This window comes from Rhizobium sp. N731 (assembly GCF_001664145.1).
In the GTDB taxonomy this organism is placed as follows: Bacteria; Pseudomonadota; Alphaproteobacteria; order Rhizobiales; family Rhizobiaceae; genus Rhizobium; species Rhizobium esperanzae.
Map to the genome: position 1 here is coordinate 1,944,440 of NZ_CP013601.1, position 14,303 is coordinate 1,958,742.

Consider the following 14,303-nt stretch of genomic DNA (forward strand, 5'->3'; position numbering starts at 1 on the left):
CAATTCCCCATTACGCTCCTTTTCGGAGCTTTTTTATTGGAGGGGAAAGGCGGTCGCCCGCCTTTCCGGCTTCATGCGTGATGCCGCTCAGCGAACCGGCGGAGCGTACTGAATGCCGCCCTTGTTCCACAGGGCGTTAAGGCCGCGCGCAATCTTGAGCGGGCTGCCCTGGCCGATGTTACGCTCGAAGACTTCGCCGTAATTGCCGACGTTCTTGACGATGTTGTAAGCCCAGTCGTTGGTCAGACCGAGATCGGTGCCGATCTTGGTATCCGCCTCGACGCCGAGGAAGCGCTTGATGTCAGGGTTCGGCGAGTTCTTCATGTCGTCGACATTGGCCTGCGTGATGCCGAATTCTTCAGCATTGATCATGGCATAGCCGACCCAGCTGACGATATCGAACCACTGGTCGTCACCCTGACGAACAGCCGGGGCGAGCGGTTCCTTGGAGATGATTTCCGGCAGGATCGCGTGTTCGTCCGGGTTCTTCAGCGTCAGGCGCAGCGAATACAGACCGGACTGGTCGGTGGTGTAGACGTCGCAACGGCCGGCATCATAGGCGGCGTTGACCTCGTCCAGCTTTTCGAAGACGACCGGATTGTACTGAAGATTGTTCGCCTTGAAATAATCGGCGAGGTTGAGCTCGGTGGTCGTGCCCGACTGGACGCACACGGACGCGCCGGAGAGTTCCAATGCCGACTTCACGTTCAGGCTCTTGCGGACCATGAAGCCCTGGCCGTCATAATAGTTGACGAAACGGAAGTTCAGGCCGAGTGCCGTATCGCGGTTGATCGACCAGGTCGTATTGCGGGCAAGGACGTCGATTTCGCCCGACTGCAGGGCAGGGAAGCGATTGGCGGCGCTGAGCGGCGTGAACTTCACCTTGGTGGGGTCGCCGAACACGGCCGAAGCGACAGCCTTGCAGAAGTCGACGTCGAAGCCCGCCCAGTTGCCGGAAGCGTCAGGCGCTGCGAAGCCGGCGAGACCGGTGTTGACGCCGCACTGAATGAAACCCTTTGCCTTTACATCACCGAGAGTCGTGGCCGAAGCAGCCGAGGCGCCAAGAGCGAAAACTGCTGCGCCGATCGCGGCGGACAGAAGCTTGTTCTTCATTTTTTTCCCAACCTTTTCCGTTGTATTATATTTTCTTGTGGGGCGTTCCGGCGGAAAACTCTGCCACCCCCATCGTCTCGACACCCTCCCGGCGCGAGTACCCTATCACAGTCGCAAATGTCACCATGGTCAAGTGTCGCCATCAATAATTGCGGCAAAATTCAGCATTTTGCCGGATTGCGCCACATTCGAAGGCGGTTGGCTAGGAAATGAGCGCCCAATTGCGGAAAAATAACGCGAATTTAGAAAAACCTCGCGACTGGTGTCCCCCTCCTCGAGGGGTTGACCGGACCGGTCGAGGCGTCCAAAAGTCTGGTTTTGCGCCCCTCGCCAAAGGCTATTTCCGACATGAAAGACAAAGACAGCTTGCTGCAGACCGCCGGCATCAACACCCGCCTGACCCATATCGGCAACGACCCCTTCGACTATCACGGCTTCGTCAATCCGCCGGTCGTGCATGCCTCGACGGTCCTGTTTCCGAATGCGGCGACGATGGACACGCGCTCGCAGAAATACACCTATGGAACGCGCGGCACACCGACGACGGACGCGCTCTGCGAGGCGATCGATGCGCTCGAAGGTTCTGCCGGCACGATCCTCGTCCCCTCCGGGCTGGCGGCCGTCACCATTCCGTTCCTGGGGTTCGTCGCCGCCGGCGATCACGCACTCGTCGTCGATTCGGTTTATGGCCCGACCCGCCATTTCTGCGATACGATGCTGAAGCGGCTCGGCGTCGAGGTGGAATATTACGATCCGGCGATCGGCAGCGGCATCGAGACGCTGTTCCGGCCGAACACCAGGCTCGTCCATACCGAGGCTCCCGGTTCCAATACCTTCGAAATGCAGGATATTCCGGCGATCTCGGCGGTCGCCCATCGCCATGGCGCCGTCGTCATGATGGACAATACCTGGGCGACGCCGCTCTATTTCCGGCCGCTCGATCACGGCGTCGACATCTCCATCCATGCAGCGACCAAATATCCATCCGGCCATTCCGACATCCTGCTCGGAACGGTGTCGGCCAATGCCGAGCACTGGGAGCGGCTGAAGGAGGCGAACGGCGTGCTCGGTATCTGTGGCGCGCCCGACGATGCCTATCAGATCCTGCGCGGACTGCGCAGCATGGGCCTGCGCCTCGAGCGCCATTATCAAAGCGCGCTTGATATCGCCGAATGGCTGGAGGGCAGGGAGGATGTCGCCCGCGTGCTGCATCCGGCGCTGCCGAGTTTCCCCTCTCACACTATCTGGAAACGCGATTTTACGGGCGCCAGCGGTATCTTTTCCTTCGTGCTTGCCGCGGAGAGCCCCCAGAAATTCAAGGCGAAGGCCCACGCCTTCCTCGACGCGCTCAGGATTTTCGGTCTCGGCTATTCCTGGGGAGGCTTTGAAAGCCTCGCGCTACAGGCCAATCTGAACGACCGCAAGGTCGCCAAGGCGCCGAAGGAGGGGCCGGTCATCCGCCTGCAGATCGGCCTAGAAGATGTGGCCGACCTCAAGGCCGATATCGAACGGGGTTTCGCGGCGGCAAGCGCCGTCTGAGCAGTTGCGGCTAAAGTATGTCGCGCAAAAATGTGCAGCGGTTTTGCGGCAACAAATGCGTAGAACAAATACCTAAAGCGCATGAGCGAATCTGAAAGATCGCGATGCGCTTTAGGGGCTGCGGCCGCTTGCGGCGCCTTACAGCGTGCTCCGAGCCCGGTAGCCGTAGATCCAGTCGAGATCGGCCGCCAGGCTTTGCGGCGGCTTGAGGCCGAGCACCAGATCACGGCCGATCCGGATCGGCCCCTTCGCATGATAGGCAAATTTGTTGAAGGCGCCGCGCTGGCGAAGCTTTGCAATGCGCGGCGCACGATGCCTTTCAAAGAGCGCCAGTGCTTCCGCCACCGGACGGTTTGAAAGAACCGCGGCAAGTTCGTAGGCGTCTTCGATCGCCATGGCCGCTCCCTGGGCGGCAAAGGGCATCATCGCATGCGCGGCGTCGCCGATCAGAACCGTCTCGCGGCCGTCCTGCCACGCGCCCGACGTGGTTTCGAAGAGCGGCCAGAACGTCAGCTTCGGCTGTTTTTCGAGCAGCGACATGATCGCGCTGTTCCAACCGGAAAGCTGCGCCCGGAGCCGCGCGCGCTGCTCTGCCGTCGGCTCGTTCCCCCAAGCCTGCGGCGCGGCATTGCCGGCGGTGATCGCCACCATGTTGATGCTTCCGGTCTCTTTCAGCGGATAGCAGACAAGATGCGCCGATCCGCCGAGAAAGGCCGAAACGCTTGTCCGGTCGAGAAAACCCGGCGCCTCGTCTTCGGCAATGGTGAAGCGGTAGGCGATGTTGCCGGAAAAGCGCGGTGAGGGGCTGCCGGGTATGGAGTGCCGGAGTTTCGACCAGACGCCATCCGCGCCAATGACCACATCGGCGGCCCGTTCGACAGGTGGCGAATTCGATTCCATTCGCGCGCCGAGATGAAGCCGGCAGAGCGGATCGGCTTCGACTGCGGTGAGAAGCGCATTCTGCAATGTGGCGCGGTGCAGCACGCCATAGGGTGCCCCCCAGCGCTGCCGCGCGAATTTGCCGGCCGGCACGGCCGCAAGCTGGCGCAGCGAACCGCCTGACATCAGCCGGATCGCCTCCGGTTCGAGCCAGACTTTTGAAAGTCCCTCGAGGACGCCGAGTTCTGCCAGGATGCGGGAGGCGTTCGGCGAAACCTGCAATCCTGCGCCGACCTCGGCGAGTTCATCCGCCTGCTCGAAAATCTCCGAGCTGATGCCCCGCCGCGAAAGCGAAAGCGCAGCGGTCAGCCCGGCAATACCGGCGCCGATGATGGCGGCATGTTCGACCGGCATTATCAAGTCCGATCCGGATTCTGGACGGTTTACGCCGCCTTCACATGGAAAACGCAGCCGGCCGGATTGGTCTGGCTCGGCTTGAGAGAAGGATTATAGCGGTAGAGCGTCGAGCAGTAGGAACAGACCTTCTCGTTGTCGTCGCCCATGTCGATGAAGATATGCGGATGGTCGAACGGAACCGAAGCGCCGGTGCACATGAATTCCTTGACGCCGACCTCGATGACGCGATGACCGCCGTCGTTCTGGAAGTGGGGAATGTTATGGCCGGCCATGTCGCTCTCCGAATGCTTTGAAAGTGCGCGGACCTTATAAGCCTTCGCCGCAAATGTGTAGAGCCAAAGCGCCGCTCCGGGCACAGTTTTTACCCACTATTTTGGCTTCACGCCGAGAGGCGGCTCGACTATGGTCGCGCCAAAAGGAAGGCCCGATGAACCTGAATACACCTGCATTTTCAAGCTTCACTCATGACGGATTGGAGATCGCCTTTTTCGATGAGGGCGACCCGTCCGGCGTGCCTGTCCTGCTGATCCATGGTTTTGCCTCGACGGCGAACGTCAATTGGGTGCATCCGGGGTGGTTGAAGACGTTGGGAGATGCCGGCTATCGGGTGATTGCCATCGACAATCGCGGCCATGGCGCGAGCGACAAGCCGCACGATGCCGAAGCGTATCGCCCCTGGGTCATGGCCGGCGATGCGATCGCCTTGCTCGATCATCTCGGCATCCCTGAGGCCAATCTCATGGGCTATTCGATGGGCGCGCGCATTTCCGTTTTTGCAGCACTCGCCAATCCGCACCGCGTCCGCTCGCTGGTGCTCGGCGGCCTCGGCATCGGCATGACCGATGGGGTCGGCGACTGGGACCCGATCGCCGATGCGCTGCTGGCTCCGTCGCTGGAGGTCGTGACGCATGAGCGCGGCCGCATGTTCCGCGCCTTCGCCGAACAGACTAAGAGCGACCGCACTGCGCTTGCCGCCTGCATCCGCGGCTCGCGCGACCTCGTCGCTCGCTCCGATATGGGCAAGCTCGACATGCCGACCCTGATCGGCGTCGGCACCAAGGACGATATCGCCGGCTCGCCGCAGGAACTGGCTGCCCTGATGCCCGAGGCCGAAGCGCTCGATATTCCCGGCCGCGATCATATGCTCGCCGTCGGCGATAAGGTTTTCAAGCTGGCGGTGCTGGCCTTCTACGCAAGGGTCGCCGAGCGGTGACATCATCGTGATGCCGAAAAACCATGCTAAAAAACCATGGCGACGGCACCCATTTATGTTATTGCCGTTTTCCTCTATATATCGGTATTCCGAAAACGGCATTCCGGCTGGCAACGAGGAGAGCGGCGATGGTCGCCAAGACAGATATCCGTGCTTTTGAGACCGGCCATCCGCTGAAAGTGATGGATCCCATCTGGGACAGCCTGCGCGAGGAAGCACGGATCGCGGCCGAAAAGGATCCGGTTCTCGCCGCCTTCCTCTACTCGACGGTTATCAATTACCATTCGCTTGAGGAATGCGTCATCCACCGCATCTGCGAACGTCTCGATCATCCGGATATGCAGGCGAACCTGCTGCGTCAGACCTTCGAGGAAATGCTGCTCGACTGGCCGGAGTGGAGCTCGATCCTGCGCGTCGATATCCAGGCAATCTACGACCGCGATCCCGCCTGCCTGCGCTTCATGGAAGCGGTGCTTTATTTCAAGGGCTTTCATGCGCTGCAGACGCATCGTCTCGCCCACTGGCTGTTGAACCGTGGCCGGCGTGATTTCGCGCTGTACCTGCAGAGCCGCTCCTCCAGCGTCTTCCAGACCGACATCAATCCGGCCGCGCGTATCGGCAAGGGCATCTTCCTCGATCACGCCACCGGCCTCGTCGTCGGCGAGACGGCCGTCATCGGCGACAATGTCTCGATCTTGCACGGCGTGACGCTCGGCGGCACCGGCAAGGAGGGCGCCGATCGCCACCCGAAGATCGGCAGCGGCGTCATGATCGGCGCCGGCGCCAAGATCCTCGGCAATATCGAGATCGGCTACTGCTCGCGCGTCGCCGCTGGCTCTGTCGTGCTGAAGGCGGTGCCCCCCAAGAAGACGGTCGCAGGCGTGCCGGCCAAGGTCGTCGGCGAGGCCGGTTGTTCCGAACCGTCGCGCAACATGGACCAGGTGATCGGCGCCGATATCTGAGCGCCTGTTCGAAAGGAAAGGAAAACCGGCAGGAACCGAGCGGGGACAGCCACTGCCCAAGCAGCAGCCCGCCTTTACACCGCTGCTTTTCCTGTGCAAGAAGCGGCCAATCAAGACCGCTTACGGAGATGACAGAGTGAAGCCTGAAGAAATCAAGAAGCTCGACGCCTATTTCAAGCGCATGTTCAACCCGCAGATCATCGTCAAGGCGCGTCCGCGCAAGAACGATTCCGCGGAAGTGTATCTCGGCGAAGAATTTCTGGGCGTCGTCTATGTCGACGACGAAGACGGCGATCGCTCCTACAACTTTTCGATGGCGATCCTCGACGTCGATCTTTGATCGCGCATGAGAACTTGAAGCGGACCGGGCGGCGCATCCGCCCGGTCTTTTTTGTTTTTTTGCTGCCGAATCAAATTTTTTTTAAAACGCGTGGTTGTGGCATTGTGATATATATTAGCAAAAACCGTTAAAGAGGTACGTTCACAGGCGCGCCCGCTTTGTCTTATCGCTGTAACGCAACCTGTAGATGTTTTGCGCCGCACAAGACTACTTGACTATTTGTGCGTTGCGGCTACCCTGCCGCCATCCAACAGCCCAACGGAGGACGGCCATGTTCAACTTTGACGAAGCAAACAGGAAGAGCAAGGAAGCCGTCGATACGGCGTTGAGAACCTATTCCGATACGGCGAGGGGCTTTCAGGCAATCGCCGCCGAAGCTGCTGATTATTCGAAGAAGTCCTTTCAGGATGCGGTGACGCATTTCGAAACGCTGGCCGGGGCCAAGAGCTTCGAGGCCGTGTTCGAGCTGCAGACCAGCTACGTCAAGTCCAGCTATGAGAGCTTCGTTTCCGAAGCCACCAAGCTCGGCGAAATGTACGCCGATCTCGCCAAGTCTGCCTATAAGCCTTACGAGGCTCCGATCGCCGCTGCCGTCGCCAAGACGGGCAGGCAGGCGCCGGCGGCAACGCCTGCCGCCGCATGAGTTGATTGCGCCGGCGCAACCTGCGCGACATATTGAAATACCGGGACCGGCTACGCATCTGTAGCCGGTCTTTTTTGTTTCCACCTTCGCCACAGCGTCCGCTCGGATCGGCCCCGGGGACTTTTTTGGTCTTTCCCGTGCATGCCGGCATTTCTTGATTGCAGTGTCTGAAAGGGGGCTTAAAATCGGCCCATTATGAACTAAGTTAGTGTTTCAGATATTCGGCGGGAAAAGCACCCTCCCATGCTCCGCCGGATTGATCGAGGAATGAATGACAATGATCGCAAAGCCGATCCGGATGCAGAACGACAGCGAAAGGAACGGGGACAACGGAAATCGCGGAACCTCGGTCATCACGCGCACCAAGCCAAAGACCAAGAAGCCCAACCTCTATCGCGTGCTGCTTTTGAATGACGATTATACGCCCATGGAATTCGTCATTCATATTCTGGAGCGTTTTTTTCAGAAGGACCGTGAAAGTGCCACCCGCATCATGCTCCATGTCCACAATCACGGCGTCGGCGAGTGCGGAATATTCACATACGAGGTAGCGGAAACGAAGGTCAGCCAGGTGATGGACTTCGCCCGGCAGCACCAGCATCCGCTGCAATGCGTCATGGAAAAGAAGTGAGGATCTGAACGTGCCAACATTTTCGCCTAGCTTAGAGAAGGCGCTCCATCAGGCACTGACCTTTGCCAACGAGCGGCATCATGAATATGCGACGCTCGAGCATTTGCTGCTCGCACTGATCGACGACGCCGATGCGGCCGCGGTCATGGGCGCCTGCAATGTCGATCTCGATGCGCTGCGCAAGACGCTCGTCGAATATGTCGATAACGAACTTTCCAATCTGATCACGGGTTACGACGAGGATTCGAAGCCGACCTCCGGCTTCCAGCGCGTCATCCAGCGGGCCGTTATCCATGTGCAGTCATCTGGCCGCGAGGAAGTGACCGGCGCCAACGTGCTCGTTGCGATCTTCGCCGAGCGCGAAAGCCATGCCGCCTATTTCCTGCAGGAGCAGGAGATGACCCGCTACGATGCCGTCAACTACATCTCCCACGGCATCGGCAAGCGGCCGGGCGCGTCGGAGACCCGCACTCCGCGCGGCGCCGAGGAAGAGGCCGAGAGCAAGCCGACGGCGCGCGGCGGCGAGGAAGAGGGCGGGCCCAAGAAGCAGCAGGATGCGCTTAAAGCCTATTGCGTCAATCTCAATGAGAAGGCCAAGGGCGGCAAGATCGACCCGCTGATCGGCCGTCATGCCGAGGTCAGCCGCACCATCCAGATCCTGTGCCGCCGTTCGAAAAATAATCCGCTCTACGTCGGTGATCCCGGGGTCGGCAAGACGGCGATCGCCGAAGGTCTTGCCAAGCGCATCGTCGAAGGCAAGGTTCCCGAGGCGCTCGCCGATGCTACGATCTTCTCGCTCGACATGGGCACGCTGCTTGCCGGCACACGCTACCGCGGCGATTTCGAGGAACGTCTGAAGCAGGTCGTCAAGGAGCTGGAAGAATATCCGGGCGCCGTCCTCTTCATCGACGAGATCCATACAGTGATCGGCGCCGGCGCCACCTCGGGCGGGGCGATGGATGCATCGAACCTCTTGAAGCCGGCCCTGTCGTCGGGCGCCATCCGCTGCATCGGTTCGACCACCTACAAGGAATACCGCCAGTTCTTCGAGAAGGACCGGGCGCTGGTGCGTCGTTTCCAGAAGATCGACGTCAGCGAGCCGTCGATCAATGATGCGATCGAGATCATGAAGGGCCTGAAGCCCTATTTCGAAGAGTATCACCACCTGCGCTATTCGAACGATGCCATCAAGTCGGCCGTCGAACTCTCGGCCCGCTACATCTCCGACCGCAAGCTGCCTGATAAGGCGATCGACGTGATCGACGAAACGGGTGCGGCCCAGATGCTGTTGCCGCCGTCGAAGCGCCGCAAGCTGATCACCGAAAAGGAGATCGAGGCGACGATCGCGACGATGGCCCGCATTCCGCCGAAGACCGTCTCCAAGGACGACGAGGCGGTGCTTGCCAATCTCGAGCAGGAACTGCGTTCGGTGGTCTACGGACAGGACATCGCGATCGAAGCGCTTTCGACCTCGATCAAGCTGGCGCGTGCCGGCCTGCGCGAGCCGAACAAGCCGATCGGCGCCTATGTCTTCTCCGGTCCGACCGGTGTGGGCAAGACCGAGGTGGCAAAGCAGCTGGCTGCGTCGCTCGGCGTCGAGCTCCTGCGCTTCGACATGTCGGAATATATGGAGCGGCACACGGTCTCGCGTTTGCTCGGCGCACCTCCCGGCTATGTCGGCTTCGACCAGGGCGGTCTGCTGACCGATGGCGTCGATCAGCATCCCCATTGCGTGGTCCTGCTCGACGAAATCGAGAAGGCGCATCCTGACATCTACAACATACTGCTGCAGGTCATGGACCACGGCACGCTGACCGACCATAACGGCAAGAAGATCGACTTCCGCAACGTCATCCTGATCATGACGACGAATGCGGGCGCCTCCGAAATGGCCAAGGCCGCGATCGGCTTCGGCTCGTCCAAGCGCACCGGCGAGGACGAGGAAGCGCTGACCCGTCTCTTCACGCCGGAATTCCGCAACCGTCTCGACGCGATCATTCCGTTCGCGGCGCTGCCGACGGCGGTCATTCACAAGGTCGTGCAGAAGTTCATCATGCAGCTGGAGGCCCAGCTTTCCGAAAGGAATGTCACCTTCGACCTGCACGAGGATGCGATCGCCTGGCTCGCAGAAAAGGGTTACGACGAGAAGATGGGCGCCCGCCCGCTGGCCCGGGTGATCCAGGACACGATCAAGAAGCCGCTCGCCAACGAAATCCTCTTCGGCAAGCTGAAGAAGGGCGGCGTCGTCAACGTCACCGTCGGCCCGAAGGAAGACGGCAAGCCCGGTATCCTGCTGGAAGCCATTCCGGATACGGCGCCGATCAAGCCGAAGCCGGAAGCCGAGGTCGTGCATCCCGAAGCCGACGACGAGGATGATGGCGAGCTGAAAACGAAGACGGCCCGCAAGACCCGCGCCAAGACGGTCCCGCAGGCCGAGCCCGAGGTCCGCGACGCCCCCAAGAAGGGAAGCACGGTTCCCAAGGTTCCGCGCAAGAAGTGAGACCTCGTCACCGAATTAAAAAAGGCCGCGTCACCCGCGGCCTTTTTTGCTTCCCCTCGTCGGCAGAGATCCGTGTTACGCCAGGGCCGCCCGGATCTTTTCGGCATGGGCGGCAAGCACAGCGCCGTCTTCCATCTTGCCGGAATGCGGCCTGAGGGCCACGCCCTCATGGCGGGGAATGATATGGAAATGCAGATGGAACACCGTTTGTCCAGCCGCCGGTTCGTTGAACTGGGCGATGAACACGCCATCGGCGTCGAAAACTTCCTGGACCGCCCGGGCGACCTTTTGAACGACGGTAATGGCATGGACGAGGGTGGCGGGATCGGCATCGAGGATATTGCGCGAAGGCGCCTTCGGAACGACGAGCACGTGGCCCGGCGCTTGCGGCATCACATCCATGAACGCCACCGTATGCTGGTCCTCGAAGATTCGGTGCGAGGGAATTTCGCCGCGCAGGATCTTGGCGAAGATATTGTTGTCGTCATAGGCGCTGGTCATCGCAAAATCTCCTCACGTTCCATTTGATCGGGTAGCGCGCTCGCCGGGGCCGCGTCAATCCTCCTGCTGACGCTCACCCTTGCGAAAGGGGCTGTGCTCACTCAGCAATTCACTCATCTGTTCGACATCGGCGCGCTCGCGCGCGAGATAATCGCCGATCGCGCGGCGCAGCCCGGCATGGGCGACATAATGGGCGGAATGCGTCGTCACCGGCAGGTAGCCGCGAGCGAGCTTATGTTCGCCCTGGGCGCCGGCCTCGACCCGTTTCAACCCCTTCGCCAGGGCGAAGTCGATCGCCTGGTGATAGCAGACCTCGAAATGCAGAAACGGGTGGTCCTCGATGCAGCCCCAGTGACGGCCGTAGAGCGTATCGCCGCCGATGAAATTGATCGCGCCGGCGATATAGCGCCCGTCGCGCTTGGCCATGACGAGCAGGATATCGTCGGCCATGCGCTCGCCGATCAGCGAGTAGAATTTGCGGGTGAGATAGGGCCGGCCCCATTTGCGGCCGCCGGTATCCATGTAGAATTTGAAGAACTGGTCCCAGATCCGCTCCGTCAGATCGCGCCCCGTCAGCCAGTCGATGCTGATGCCGTTTTCGAGCGCGGCGCGGCGCTCCTTGCGCAATGCCTTGCGTTTGCGCGAAGCGAGCGTTTCGAGGAACTCGTCATGATTGGCATAGCCGTCGTTGATGAAATGGAACTGCTGGTCGGTGCGGTGCAGATAGCCATCCATCTCGAAGACGCCGATCTCTTCATCAGGCACGAAGGTAATGTGCGCCGAGGAGATGCCGAGCCGGCGCACGACCTCTTTGAGGCTTTCGGCGATCGCGCTCTGGATCGGCAGCCGCTGCAACCCTTCGGCGACGAGAAGACGCGGGCCGGTCGCGGGTGTAAATGGAATCGAGCACTGCAGCTTGGGATAATAACGCCCGCCGGCCCGCTCGAAGGCGTCGGCCCAGCCGTGGTCGAAGACATATTCGCCCTGGCTGTGGCTCTTGAGGTAGCCGGGCAGGGCGCCGATCAGCTCGCCACCATCTGTTTCGAGTAACAGATGGTGGCCGAGCCAACCGGTTTCGGCCGTGGCCGAGCCGGATTCTTCTAGCGACGATAAAAAGGCGTGCGAAACGAAAGGATTATAGGCGAGCGTGCTGCAAGCTTTCGACGCCCCGGAAAGCCTGGACCAGCTCTCCGGGGAAATCGCGGTGAAGGAGCGTTCTACGCGAATGGACAATTCATCGGTCATGCGGCGGATGCGAAGCCTGTGGGAGGAGGGTTTCGGCTCTGTTTCAGTCTGCGCATGATCTTGGCCAAAAAGCGAGCGTCAAACCGCACGCGGGTCGAAACCTTCAAAGGTCATCTGGTCTGCATTGGCGAAAGTGCGCCGGCGCGCCTCTTCGTCACGCACCGTCCAGGTCATCACCGGAATGCCCTTGTCGCGTTCGCCCGTGATGAAGGCATTCGGCAGGTCGTCATAATAATAGGAGATGAAGTCGAGACCGATCTCCATTGCCTTGGCATGGGTCTCAAACTCTTCCGGCGTGTTGCCATTGGCGGTCAGCCCGAGCGGGTAGGGCGAGCCAAGCGCCTTCAGATCGCGCAACAGCCAATGGTCGAAGCTCATCAGCGCGACCTTGCCCTCATAGCCTTCGAGCACTTCGAGCACGGATTCGGCAAAGCCTTCGTCGTCGGCCTCACGGCCCTTCAGCTCCAGCACCAGCGGAACCTTGCCCTTGACGAGGTCGAGGAGCTGGCGGAGCGTCGGCACCTTGTCTCCCGTGCCGCCGACGGCGATCAGCCCGAGTTCCCGGGAGGTACGCTCGCGGACGTCGCCGTTCAGATTGCACAGACGCTGAAGATCCTCGTCGTGAAAGATGATCGGCACGCCGTCGGAGGCGTAATGCAGGTCGCATTCGATCGCAAAGCCGGCTTCGACAGCGCGCGAGAAGGCCGAAAGCGTATTTTCCCAGACAAGCTTATTCAGGTCGTGATAGCCGCGATGGGCGACCGGCACGTCCTTGATCCAGTCCGCATTGGTCATTCTGCGATTTCCATGATAGCGTCGATCTCGACGGCGGCGTTCAGCGGCAGAGCGGCCATGCCGACGGCGGCGCGAGCATGTTTGCCCGCCTCGCCGAGCACGCCGGCAATCAGGTTCGACGCGCCGTTGATGACGAGATGCTGCTCGACAAAGTCGGGCGCCGAGGCGACGAATCCGTTCAGCTTTATGACGCGCCGGATGCGGCCGAGGTCGCCGACGAGCGCAGCTTTTGCCTGGGCGAGGATGTTGATGGCGCAGAGCTCGGCGCCGCGCTGGCCGCTCGCAACGTCGACCGTTTTGCCGAGATGGCCGGATACGGCGACTTTGCCGCCGTCGAGCGGCAGTTGCCCGGAGATATAGAGAAGATTGCCGCTGATGACATAGGGAACGTAATTTGCGGCAGGTGCTGCGGCTTCGGGCAGGGTTATCCCCATCTCAGTCAGGCGCTCTGCAATTTTGTCGGACATTTTCGTCTCCGCTTTTGTTGTCAATGTTTCAAAAATTATGCATCAAGACTGGAATCTTTATTATGACAGCTTCGAGCCTCGATTTGGCCGAAAGAGTTCATATAACATCGCGGCTGAGTCCAACAGGAGTGAATGAATGTTCCGATCGTCGCTTGCCGCTCTGCTTCTTGCCAGCGTATCCGCCAATGCATGGGCGGGTGCGCCTGCGGCAAGCGCTGCGATCGCGACCGGTCTCGTCGCCCATCGCGCGGTCTACGATCTGGAATTGAAGGATGCGTCGGACCGCTCCGGCATCGCCTCGATGTACGGCCGCATGGTCTATGAATTCGACGGCAGCTATTGCCAGGGCTTCACCACCAATTTCCGCTTCGTGACGCAGATCGACACCGGCGACAGCGTGCGCGTCAGCGATCAGCAGACAAAGACCTTCGAGAACCTGAAGGACCGCAAGTTTACCTTTGACACCAAATCCTTCACCGACGACCAGCTCGACAAGGAGGTCAACGGCGCGGCCGAGAATCAGGCCAATGGCGTCAAAGTCGATCTCAAGCAGCCGGCGAGCCGTGAGCTGCAGCTTGGCGAAAGCCGCTTTCCGACAGAACATATGCTCGATGTGATCCAGAACGCCAAGGAGGGAAAACGTTTCTTCGAAGCCCGCGTTTTCGATGGTTCCGATGACGGCGACAAGTCGCTGGTGACGACGACGATCGTCGGCAAGCAGGAAACGCCCGCTGCCGAGGAGGCCGATGCCGGCAATGCCGGCGCCTTCTCGAAGACGGCCTTCTGGCCGGTGACCATCGCCTATTTCAACGAGAATGCAAAATCGGATTCGCTGCCGGTCTATCGCATGTCGTTCAAGCTTTACGAGAACGGCATCACCCGCGACCTGACGATGGATTATGGCGATTTTGTCCTGACCGGGAAGCTCGCCAAGCTCGAGCTGCTGGATCACAAGGCTGAGGTCTGCAAGTAGGCCGCGGTTTCTCCGCTGTCATAAAACTGTATCATAAAGTTCATTATTGTGTCGGCGACCAGCGATGATTGAGTCGCCTTCTGTC

Annotated in this window: 15 protein-coding genes; 8 read left to right on the forward strand and 7 right to left on the reverse strand. The window is 60.3% G+C overall.

The annotated features are described in order from the left end of the window. Positions 1 to 87: 87 nt before the first annotated feature. Complete coding sequence (locus AMK02_RS09660; RefSeq protein WP_064802245.1) at positions 88 to 1,113, reverse strand: amino acid ABC transporter substrate-binding protein; 1,026 nt, start codon at positions 1,111 to 1,113, stop codon at positions 88 to 90. A 348-nt stretch (positions 1,114 to 1,461) separates the two neighbouring features. On the opposite strand from AMK02_RS09660, the gene AMK02_RS09665 reads away from it, so the two are divergent. Further along, positions 1,462 to 2,652 carry a cystathionine beta-lyase gene (locus AMK02_RS09665; RefSeq protein ID WP_064802247.1) on the forward strand — a complete coding sequence of 397 codons (1,191 nt, stop codon included), beginning with the start codon at positions 1,462 to 1,464 and terminating at the stop codon, positions 2,650 to 2,652. Between the two features lie 138 nt (positions 2,653 to 2,790). On the opposite strand, the gene AMK02_RS09670 is transcribed toward AMK02_RS09665, so the two are convergent. Together AMK02_RS09670 and AMK02_RS09675 are read right to left on the reverse strand one after the other, a co-directional pair. Further along, positions 2,791 to 3,945 carry an FAD-dependent monooxygenase gene (locus AMK02_RS09670; protein ID WP_064802249.1) on the reverse strand — a complete coding sequence of 385 codons (1,155 nt, stop codon included), beginning with the start codon at positions 3,943 to 3,945 and terminating at the stop codon, positions 2,791 to 2,793. Positions 3,946 to 3,974: 29 nt separating this feature from the next. Next, on the reverse strand, positions 3,975 to 4,220 hold the full coding sequence (locus tag AMK02_RS09675; protein ID WP_064802251.1) for a zinc-finger domain-containing protein: 246 nt from the start codon (positions 4,218 to 4,220) through the stop codon (positions 3,975 to 3,977). Between the two features lie 155 nt (positions 4,221 to 4,375). On the opposite strand from AMK02_RS09675, the gene AMK02_RS09680 reads away from it, so the two are divergent. The 6 genes from AMK02_RS09680 to clpA all read left to right on the forward strand — a co-directional run bounded on the left by AMK02_RS09680 (position 4,376) and on the right by clpA (position 10,237). Next, positions 4,376 to 5,161, forward strand: a complete 786-nt coding sequence (locus AMK02_RS09680; protein ID WP_064802253.1) for an alpha/beta fold hydrolase — start codon at positions 4,376 to 4,378, stop codon at positions 5,159 to 5,161. Between the two features lie 128 nt (positions 5,162 to 5,289). Continuing rightward, positions 5,290 to 6,123, forward strand: coding sequence for a serine O-acetyltransferase (gene cysE, locus AMK02_RS09685; RefSeq protein ID WP_064709189.1), 834 nt, complete (start codon positions 5,290 to 5,292; stop codon positions 6,121 to 6,123). 136 nt (positions 6,124 to 6,259) lie between these two features. Next, positions 6,260 to 6,463 carry a DUF3126 family protein gene (locus AMK02_RS09690; RefSeq protein ID WP_011425185.1) on the forward strand — a complete coding sequence of 68 codons (204 nt, stop codon included), beginning with the start codon at positions 6,260 to 6,262 and terminating at the stop codon, positions 6,461 to 6,463. A 271-nt stretch (positions 6,464 to 6,734) separates the two neighbouring features. After that, positions 6,735 to 7,106, forward strand: coding sequence for a phasin family protein (locus AMK02_RS09695; RefSeq protein WP_064802255.1), 372 nt, complete (start codon positions 6,735 to 6,737; stop codon positions 7,104 to 7,106). Between the two features lie 277 nt (positions 7,107 to 7,383). Next, the gene (clpS, locus tag AMK02_RS09700; protein ID WP_008526939.1) at positions 7,384 to 7,737 is read left to right on the forward strand and encodes an ATP-dependent Clp protease adapter ClpS; all 354 of its coding nucleotides are present in this window, start codon (positions 7,384 to 7,386) and stop codon (positions 7,735 to 7,737) included. A gap of 10 nt (positions 7,738 to 7,747) precedes the next feature. After that, the gene (gene clpA / locus AMK02_RS09705) at positions 7,748 to 10,237 is read left to right on the forward strand and encodes an ATP-dependent Clp protease ATP-binding subunit ClpA (protein WP_064802257.1); all 2,490 of its coding nucleotides are present in this window, start codon (positions 7,748 to 7,750) and stop codon (positions 10,235 to 10,237) included. A 75-nt stretch (positions 10,238 to 10,312) separates the two neighbouring features. Here the strand turns inward: clpA and AMK02_RS09710 are convergent, their stop codons facing one another. The 4 genes from AMK02_RS09710 to AMK02_RS09725 all read right to left on the reverse strand — a co-directional run bounded on the left by AMK02_RS09710 (position 10,313) and on the right by AMK02_RS09725 (position 13,245). Then, positions 10,313 to 10,738, reverse strand: coding sequence for an HIT family protein (locus tag AMK02_RS09710; RefSeq protein ID WP_064802258.1), 426 nt, complete (start codon positions 10,736 to 10,738; stop codon positions 10,313 to 10,315). Positions 10,739 to 10,792: 54 nt separating this feature from the next. Next, positions 10,793 to 11,983: a GNAT family N-acetyltransferase gene (locus AMK02_RS09715; protein WP_064802260.1), complete on the reverse strand. Its 1,191-nt coding sequence runs from the start codon at positions 11,981 to 11,983 to the stop codon at positions 10,793 to 10,795. A 78-nt stretch (positions 11,984 to 12,061) separates the two neighbouring features. After that, the gene (locus AMK02_RS09720; RefSeq protein WP_064802261.1) at positions 12,062 to 12,778 is read right to left on the reverse strand and encodes a glycerophosphodiester phosphodiesterase; all 717 of its coding nucleotides are present in this window, start codon (positions 12,776 to 12,778) and stop codon (positions 12,062 to 12,064) included. Further along, positions 12,775 to 13,245, reverse strand: a complete 471-nt coding sequence (locus AMK02_RS09725) for a RidA family protein (protein WP_064802263.1) — start codon at positions 13,243 to 13,245, stop codon at positions 12,775 to 12,777. The genes AMK02_RS09720 and AMK02_RS09725 overlap by 4 nt, the downstream gene beginning before the upstream one ends. A gap of 136 nt (positions 13,246 to 13,381) precedes the next feature. On the opposite strand from AMK02_RS09725, the gene AMK02_RS09730 reads away from it, so the two are divergent. Continuing rightward, the gene (locus AMK02_RS09730; protein ID WP_064802264.1) at positions 13,382 to 14,218 is read left to right on the forward strand and encodes a cell envelope integrity EipB family protein; all 837 of its coding nucleotides are present in this window, start codon (positions 13,382 to 13,384) and stop codon (positions 14,216 to 14,218) included. The last annotated feature ends 85 nt before the right edge of the window (positions 14,219 to 14,303 follow it).

Excerpts from the sequence above, each read along its gene's own strand:
- AMK02_RS09660 (WP_064802245.1), bottom strand. The coding sequence starts at position 1,113 with ATGAAGAACAAGCTTCTGTCCGCCGCGATCGGCGCAGCAGTTTTCGCT.
- AMK02_RS09665 (WP_064802247.1), top strand. The coding sequence starts at position 1,462 with ATGAAAGACAAAGACAGCTTGCTGCAGACCGCCGGCATCAACACCCGC.
- AMK02_RS09670 (WP_064802249.1), bottom strand. The coding sequence starts at position 3,945 with ATGCCGGTCGAACATGCCGCCATCATCGGCGCCGGTATTGCCGGGCTG.
- AMK02_RS09675 (WP_064802251.1), bottom strand. The coding sequence starts at position 4,220 with ATGGCCGGCCATAACATTCCCCACTTCCAGAACGACGGCGGTCATCGC.
- AMK02_RS09680 (WP_064802253.1), top strand. The coding sequence starts at position 4,376 with ATGAACCTGAATACACCTGCATTTTCAAGCTTCACTCATGACGGATTG.
- cysE (WP_064709189.1), top strand. The coding sequence starts at position 5,290 with ATGGTCGCCAAGACAGATATCCGTGCTTTTGAGACCGGCCATCCGCTG.
- AMK02_RS09695 (WP_064802255.1), top strand. The coding sequence starts at position 6,735 with ATGTTCAACTTTGACGAAGCAAACAGGAAGAGCAAGGAAGCCGTCGAT.
- clpS (WP_008526939.1), top strand. The coding sequence starts at position 7,384 with ATGATCGCAAAGCCGATCCGGATGCAGAACGACAGCGAAAGGAACGGG.
- AMK02_RS09710 (WP_064802258.1), bottom strand. The coding sequence starts at position 10,738 with ATGACCAGCGCCTATGACGACAACAATATCTTCGCCAAGATCCTGCGC.
- AMK02_RS09715 (WP_064802260.1), bottom strand. The coding sequence starts at position 11,983 with ATGACCGATGAATTGTCCATTCGCGTAGAACGCTCCTTCACCGCGATT.
- AMK02_RS09720 (WP_064802261.1), bottom strand. The coding sequence starts at position 12,778 with ATGACCAATGCGGACTGGATCAAGGACGTGCCGGTCGCCCATCGCGGC.
- AMK02_RS09725 (WP_064802263.1), bottom strand. The coding sequence starts at position 13,245 with ATGTCCGACAAAATTGCAGAGCGCCTGACTGAGATGGGGATAACCCTG.
- AMK02_RS09730 (WP_064802264.1), top strand. The coding sequence starts at position 13,382 with ATGTTCCGATCGTCGCTTGCCGCTCTGCTTCTTGCCAGCGTATCCGCC.